Below are 6,184 nucleotides of genomic sequence, written 5' to 3'. Positions count from 1 at the left end.
GCGGGCGACCGCGCGGCGGCGCCGCGCACCCAGGCCTCGCTGGCCGTCAGCGCGGATGGCGAGCGCTGGGTGCTGCTGAACGCCGCCCCGGAGCTCCGATTGCAGATCGAGGCGACGCCGGCCCTGCACCCGCGCCCCGCGCCGGGCCGCATCCGTCACTCGCCGATCGCCGCCGTGGCGCTGACCGGCGGCGAGGTGGACACCATCGCCGGCCTGCTCTCGCTGCGGGAACGCCAGGCCTTCGCCCTCTACGCCGCGGCCCCGGTGCTCGCCGTGCTGGCGGAGAACCCGATCTTCAACGTGCTGAACCCGGCGGTCGTGCCCCGGCGCGAGCTGCCGCCCGGCTGGCCGATGCAGCTGCGCGACGCCGAAGGCGCGCCGCTCGGGATCACGCTGGAAGCCTTCGTCGTGCCGGGCAAGGTGCCGCTGTTCAACGAGGATCCCGCCGGCGCCGATCCCGGCCGGTCCGATGCCGGCGACACGGTGGGGCTGGCGGTCTGCGCCGATGGCGGGGCGGAGCTGCTGTTCATTCCCGGCTGCGCCGCGCTGACGCCCGCGCTGCAGGCGCACATCGCCCGCGCGCACACGCTGTTCTTCGACGGCACGCTCTTCCGCGACGACGAGATGATCCGCGCCGGCGCCGGCAGCAAGACCGGCGCGCGCATGGGCCATATGAGCCTGGACGGGCCGCAGGGCACGCTGGCCGCGCTGCGCGAGGTCCCGGCGCGCCGCATCCTCATCCACCTCAACAACACCAACCCCGTGCTGCTGTCCGACAGCCCCGAGCGCGCCACCGTTACGGCGGCGGGCTGGGAGGTCGCGGAGGACGGGATGGAGGTCACCGTGCCATGAGCGACGCGCTTCTGCCGCCGGACGAGCTGGAACGCCGCCTGCGCGCCGTGGGCGCCGAGCGCTACCACGTGCTGCATCCCTTCCACCGCCTGCTGCATGACGGGAAGCTGTCCAAGGGTCAGGTCCAGGCCTGGGCGCTGAACCGCTACTACTACCAGGCATCCATCCCCCGGAAGGACGCGACGCTGCTGGCGCGCCTGCCCACCACCGCGCTGCGCCGCGAATGGCGCCGCCGTCTGGAGGATCACGACGGCGACGGCAGCAAGCCCGGCGGCGTGGAGCGCTGGCTGAAGCTGACCGACGGGCTCGGGCTGGACCGGGACTACGTCACCTCCCTGGCCGGCCTGCTGCCCGGCACGCGCTTCGCGGTGGATGCCTATGTCGCCTTCGTCCGCGACCGCAGCATCCTGGAAGCCATCGCCTCCTCCCTGACGGAGATGTTCAGCCCGAACATCATCGCGGAGCGCGTCTCCGGCATGCTGCGCAACTACGACTTCGTGTCGGAGGACACGCTGGCCTATTTCACCCCGCGCCTCACGCAGGCGCCGCGCGATGTGGAGTTCGCCCTGGGCTACGTGAAGGAGCACGCGACAACGCGGGCGCAGCAGGAAGCCGCGATCGCCGCGCTGCGCTTCAAGTGCGACCTGCTCTGGGCGCAGCTGGATGCGCTGCACTTCGCCTATGTGGCGCCGGCGCTGCCGCCGCCGGGCGCCTTCCGGCCATGAGCCTTCCCGGCGCCGCCGTCCCGCGCCTGGCGCGCGGCGTGAAGCTGCGCGAGGACACCGCGCGCGGCCAATGGGTGCTGCTGGCGCCGGAACGCATGCTGGTGCCCGACGAGACCGCGCTGGAGGTGCTGAAGCTGGTGGACGGCCAGCGCAGCCTGGACGCCATACTGGACACGCTGGCCGCCCGCTTCGCCGCCCCCCGCGAGGAGATCGCCGGCGACGTCGCGGCGCTGCTGGAGGACCTGGCGGAGCGCGGCGTGGTGGACCTGCCCGGCGCTTGAGGTCGGCCCCCCCGCCGAAGCCGGTTCCCCCTCGGCGCGATCCGTCGTAGCTATCGGGTCAGGCCCCCGTGGCGGAACGGTAGACGCAGGCGACTCAAAATCGCTCGCCCGGAAGGGTGTGGGAGTTCGAATCTCCCCGGGGGCACCATCCCGTGCTGACGAGGCTGGAACGCCCGGAAGCGACAGGGCTCATGCGGGGCACATGAAGGGGTGGTTGTGCGGTCGAGCAGACGAGCATCGGCCGGTTCAATCACCGGACACGCTCGGCAGGCTGACGGCTACCAGTAGCCCTGCATGATCTGCCGCGCCCAGTCGGGCTCGCGCACCTCGCCGCGCGGGTCGAAGCCGGTCATGTGCGGCTTGATGTCCAGGACCGGCGTGCCGTCGATCGCATCCAGACCGCGCACCCGGATGCGCAGGCCGTGCACGCCCAGCACGCTGCAGGTGGTCACGCCGATCCGGTTCGGCCGGGGCGAGCCGCGCTGCGCCAGGATGCCGACGCGCGGCCAGTCCGTGCGGCCCCGCGGATGTCGCGCGCCGCGTTCCAGCTTCGTGGGATCCAGGCGGTCGAAGACGAAGACAACGACCGCGTGGCTGAACGCGTCGAGCCCGAGCGCCGCATCGGGAGCGACCTGCGCGGGGTCCAGCACGATCTCCGCCTCCACCGCGTCCCAGGCATCGTCCACCGGCTCCGCGCGGCCGCCGCGGACATGGCCGATGGGGTGCAGGGTCAGGCTCATTGGAAGATCGGCACGCTCTGCGTATCCGGGATGACCGGCGGCGGCAGGTCGATGATGACGGTGCTCGGGTCCACCTTCGGGCCGCGGTCGAGGAAGTAGGTTACGCTCTCCGGCCAGAAGATCACGATCGCCACCAGGATCAGCTGAAGGCCGAGCCAGGGGATGGCGCCGAGGTAGATGTCCTTCGTCAATACCTCCTTTGGCGCGATGCCGCGCAGGTAGAACAGCGCGAAGCCGAAGGGCGGATGCATGAAGCTGGTCTGCAGGTTGATGCAGATCAGCACACCGAACCATACAAGGTCGATGCCGAGGTTCTTGGCGACGGGCGCCAGCAGCGGGATGACGATGAAGGCGATCTCGAAGAAGTCGAGGAAGAACGCCAGGAAGAAGATGAAGATGTTGACGAAGATCAGGAAGCCTGTGGCGCCGCCGGGCAGGTAGCTCAGCAGGTGCTCGATCCAGATGCCGCCGTCCACGCCCTGGAAGACCAGGCTGAACACCGTCGCGCCGATCAGGATGTAGATCACCATCGCCGTGATGCGCATGGTGTTGCCCATCGCCTCGCGCACCAGCGGCCAAGTCAGGCGGCGGTTCAGCGCGGCCAGGACGATGGCGCCCACGACGCCCATCGCGCCGGCCTCGGTCGGTGTGGCCAGCCCCATGAAGATGGTGCCGAGCACCATGAAGATCAGCACGACGGAGGGCACCATGCCCTTCAGCACGCGCCACCACAGCCGCCAGTCGCGCGGCGCCAGCGCCTCCGGCGGCAGCGGCGGCACCTTCTGCGGCGAGACGATGCTCACCACCGCGATGAAGGCCAGGAACAGCGCGACCTGCAGCAGGGACGGGCCGATGGCGCCGGCATACATGTCGCCCACGCTCTGGCCGAGCTGGTCGCCCAGCACGATCAGCACGAGGGAGGGCGGGATCACCTGCGTGATCGTGCCGGACGCCGCGATGACCCCCGTCGCGATGCGCATGTCGTAGCCGTAGCGCATCATGATCGGCAGGCTGATCATGCCCATCGCGATCACGGAGGCGGCGACGGTGCCGGTGATGGCGCCGAGGATCGCACCGACCAGGATCACCGCATAGGCCAGCCCGCCCGGCACCTTGCCGAAGAGCTGCCCCGTGCCTTCCAGCAGGTCCTCCGCCAGGCCGCAGCGTTCCAGGATGGCGCCCATCAGCGTGAAGAAGGGGATCGCCAGCAGCAGGTCGTTGGACAGGATGTTGAAGACGCGCAGCGGCAGGTTGAACAGCCAGGCTTCCGGGAAGAGACCGAGCTCGATCGAGACGAAGCCGAAGAACAGCCCGACCGCCGCCAATGAAAAGGCGGCGGGGAAGCCGATCAGCAGGAAGAGGATGAGGCCGCCGAACATCAGCGGCGGCATCAGGTCCTCCGAGGGGATGCCGAGGAGGGTCATTGCTCGGGCCGATGGTAGGAGGCGTGCAGCCGGTCGGCCGCGAGCGGGATGCCGCGCAGCAGCGCGACGCGCTTGATCAGTTCCGACAGGCCCTGTGCGGTGATCAGCGCGAAGCCGACCGGCATGAGCAGTTTGGCCGGCCAGCGGATCAGCCCTCCGGGGGAGGAAGAGGTCTCGCCGCGCATCCACGAGTCCAGGAAGAACGGCCAGGTCATCCAGGCCAGCAGCGCCATGGCCGGCAGCAGGAACAGCGCGATGCCGACCACATCCACCCAGAGCCGCGCCCTTTCCCGCAGGGAGCCGTACACCAGGTCCACGCGCACATGCTCGTTGCGGAACAGCGTGTAGCTGGCGCCGAGCATCACCACGCCGGCGAAGAGGTACCATTGCAGCTCGAGCCAGGCGTTCGACCCCTGGGAGAAGCCGTAGCGCAGGAAGGCATTGCCCGCCGCGACGGCGCAGGCCAGCAGCACCAGCCAGTCCGCGACGCGGCCGAGCCGGGCGTTCAGCGCATCGACGGCGCGGCTGAAGGCGAGCAGGGGGCCCATGGGCCTTGGCGTGACTCCCGGAAGACCGTGCGCCTCTGGGGGCGGCCGGCCCCCGCCACTTAACGCTCGCCCCCGGGATTGGGAAGCGTGGGCCTGGGCGGTGGCGGCCCGGTCGCATGACGGCTCTTTCAGGCACCCGCCCCTTCTGCCGTGCCGCAGCGCCCCGTAAGGTCACCCACCGTGGCTATGCTCCGTCCCGGGCCGTGCTGACGGTCCTCCTCCTCGCGCTGCTCGGCCTGCTGGCGCTCGCGCTGGCCGCGGTGCCACTGGCGGGGCGGGGCTTCGGGGCCGCCATGGTGCATGGCGGGTCCCTTGCCGCGTCGGTCGTGTTCGCCGCGGTGGCTCTGGCCGCGCTGGCCATGGGCGGGGAGGCGCCGCGGCCGCTGCCGCTGGCCACGCCCGCCGGGCCGCTGCTCGTCGCGCTGGACGGGCTCTCCGCCTGGTTCCTGCTGCTGCTGGGCTTGGCCGGCGCCTGCTCCGCGCTGTTCGCCCTGGGGCACGAGCGTGCGGCGCCGGCCCGCGTGCTGGCGGCCTATCCGCTGTTCCTGGCCGGCATGGCGCTGACCCTGCTGGCCGCCGACGGCCTGACCCTGCTGCTGGGGTTCGAGGCGATGTCGCTGGCCAGTTGGGCGCTGGTGGCGGCCGACCACGCGAAGGAGGAGAACCGGCGCGCCGCGCGGCTCTACCTCGTCTTCGCCGCGCTGGCCGCGGTGTGCCTGGTGCCGGCGCTGGGCCTGCTCGCCGGGCCGGGCGGCGACCTGGCCTTCGCCGCCATGCGGGAGAACCCGCCGGAGGGCTGGCGCGCCGCGCTGGTCCTGGCGCTGGTCGTCGCCGGCGCCGGGGCCAAGGCGGGGCTCGTGCCGCTGCATGCCTGGCTGCCTCTCGCCCATCCGGCGGCGCCGAGCCATGTCTCGGCGCTGATGTCGGCGGCGATGACCAAGGTCGCGCTCTATGTCGCGGCGCGGCTGCTGCTCGATCTCGGCGGGCCGGCGCAGCCGCTGTGGTGGGGCATCCCGCTGGTCGTGCTGGGCGCCGCCTCCGCCGTGCTCGGCGCGCTGCGCGCCAATGTGGAGGAGGAGGGCAAGACGCTGCTCGCCTGTTCCACCATCGAGAATGTCGGCCTGGTGGCGATCGGGCTCGGGCTTGCCGCCTGCTTCCGGGCCGCCGATCTCGGCGCGCTGGCCGGGCTGGCCGCGGGGGCCGCGCTGCTGCACGCGCTGAACCACGCGGTGTTCAAGACGCTGCTGTTCCTCGGCATGGGGGAGGTGGCGCATGGCGCGGGCTCGCGCAGCCTGGACCGGCTGGGCGGGCTGATCCACGCCATGCCGTGGACGGCGGGCTGCATGCTGGTGGGGGCCGCGGCCGCGGCCAGCCTGCCGCCGCTTTCGGGCTTTGCATCAGAATGGCTGCTGCTGCAGGCGCTGCTGGCCGCCTGGCGGGTGGGCGACCTGGCCTTCCAACTGCTGGTCGTGGTGGCCGCCGCGATGGCCGCGCTGGCCGCGGCGCTGGCGGCGGCGGCGATGGTGCGGCTGTTCGGGTTGGTCTTCCTCGGCCGGCCCCGTGCGCCGCGTGCGCTGGGCGCGGAGGAGCATGGCGGCGCCGCGCGCCTGGCGC

7 protein-coding genes and 1 tRNA gene are annotated in these 6,184 nt (G+C 71.9%); 5 read left to right on the top strand and 3 right to left on the bottom strand.

From position 1 onward, the window contains the following. The 4 genes from pqqB to OZN99_RS23080 form a co-directional block, all read left to right on the top strand. Window positions 1–852: pyrroloquinoline quinone biosynthesis protein PqqB (pqqB, locus tag OZN99_RS23095; protein ID WP_270937611.1), on the top strand; the 852-nt coding region annotated here is incomplete at its 5' end. Next, window positions 849–1,577, top strand: coding sequence for a pyrroloquinoline-quinone synthase PqqC (pqqC, locus tag OZN99_RS23090; RefSeq protein ID WP_270937610.1), 729 nt, complete (start codon window positions 849–851; stop codon window positions 1,575–1,577). The genes pqqB and pqqC, both read left to right, overlap by 4 nt. Next, window positions 1,574–1,858, top strand: a complete 285-nt coding sequence (pqqD, locus tag OZN99_RS23085; protein WP_270937609.1) for a pyrroloquinoline quinone biosynthesis peptide chaperone PqqD — start codon at window positions 1,574–1,576, stop codon at window positions 1,856–1,858. The genes pqqC and pqqD overlap by 4 nt, the downstream gene beginning before the upstream one ends. A 62-nt stretch (window positions 1,859–1,920) precedes the next feature. After that, window positions 1,921–2,006: transfer RNA gene (locus tag OZN99_RS23080), tRNA-Leu, on the top strand. A 130-nt stretch (window positions 2,007–2,136) separates the two neighbouring features. On the opposite strand, the gene OZN99_RS23075 is transcribed toward OZN99_RS23080, so the two are convergent. The 3 genes from OZN99_RS23075 to OZN99_RS23065 are packed head-to-tail and all read right to left on the bottom strand — an operon-like array spanning window position 2,137 to window position 4,570. Then, window positions 2,137–2,598 carry an SAM-dependent methyltransferase gene (locus OZN99_RS23075; protein ID WP_270937608.1) on the bottom strand — a complete coding sequence of 154 codons (462 nt, stop codon included), beginning with the start codon at window positions 2,596–2,598 and terminating at the stop codon, window positions 2,137–2,139. After that, complete coding sequence (locus OZN99_RS23070; RefSeq protein ID WP_270937607.1) at window positions 2,595–4,022, bottom strand: TRAP transporter large permease; 1,428 nt, start codon at window positions 4,020–4,022, stop codon at window positions 2,595–2,597. The genes OZN99_RS23075 and OZN99_RS23070 overlap by 4 nt, the downstream gene beginning before the upstream one ends. Further along, entirely contained in the window at window positions 4,019–4,570 is a 552-nt protein-coding gene (locus OZN99_RS23065; protein ID WP_270937606.1) for a TRAP transporter small permease subunit, read from the bottom strand. The genes OZN99_RS23070 and OZN99_RS23065 overlap by 4 nt, the downstream gene beginning before the upstream one ends. Before the next feature lie 203 nt (window positions 4,571–4,773). Between OZN99_RS23065 and OZN99_RS23060 the strand changes: the two genes are divergently transcribed. Next, window positions 4,774–6,184 (top strand): proton-conducting transporter transmembrane domain-containing protein (locus OZN99_RS23060; RefSeq protein ID WP_270937605.1); only part of this gene is annotated, 1,411 nt, incomplete at its 3' end.

The organism is Falsiroseomonas oryzae, from assembly GCF_027856955.1.
GTDB classification, from domain to species: Bacteria; Pseudomonadota; Alphaproteobacteria; order Acetobacterales; family Acetobacteraceae; genus Falsiroseomonas; species Falsiroseomonas oryzae.
This window is presented reverse-complemented; position numbering and strand designations above follow the sequence as displayed.

Excerpts from the sequence above, each read along its gene's own strand:
- pqqC (WP_270937610.1), top strand. The coding sequence starts at position 849 with ATGAGCGACGCGCTTCTGCCGCCGGACGAGCTGGAACGCCGCCTGCGC.
- pqqD (WP_270937609.1), top strand. The coding sequence starts at position 1,574 with ATGAGCCTTCCCGGCGCCGCCGTCCCGCGCCTGGCGCGCGGCGTGAAG.
- OZN99_RS23075 (WP_270937608.1), bottom strand. The coding sequence starts at position 2,598 with ATGAGCCTGACCCTGCACCCCATCGGCCATGTCCGCGGCGGCCGCGCG.
- OZN99_RS23070 (WP_270937607.1), bottom strand. The coding sequence starts at position 4,022 with ATGACCCTCCTCGGCATCCCCTCGGAGGACCTGATGCCGCCGCTGATG.
- OZN99_RS23065 (WP_270937606.1), bottom strand. The coding sequence starts at position 4,570 with ATGGGCCCCCTGCTCGCCTTCAGCCGCGCCGTCGATGCGCTGAACGCC.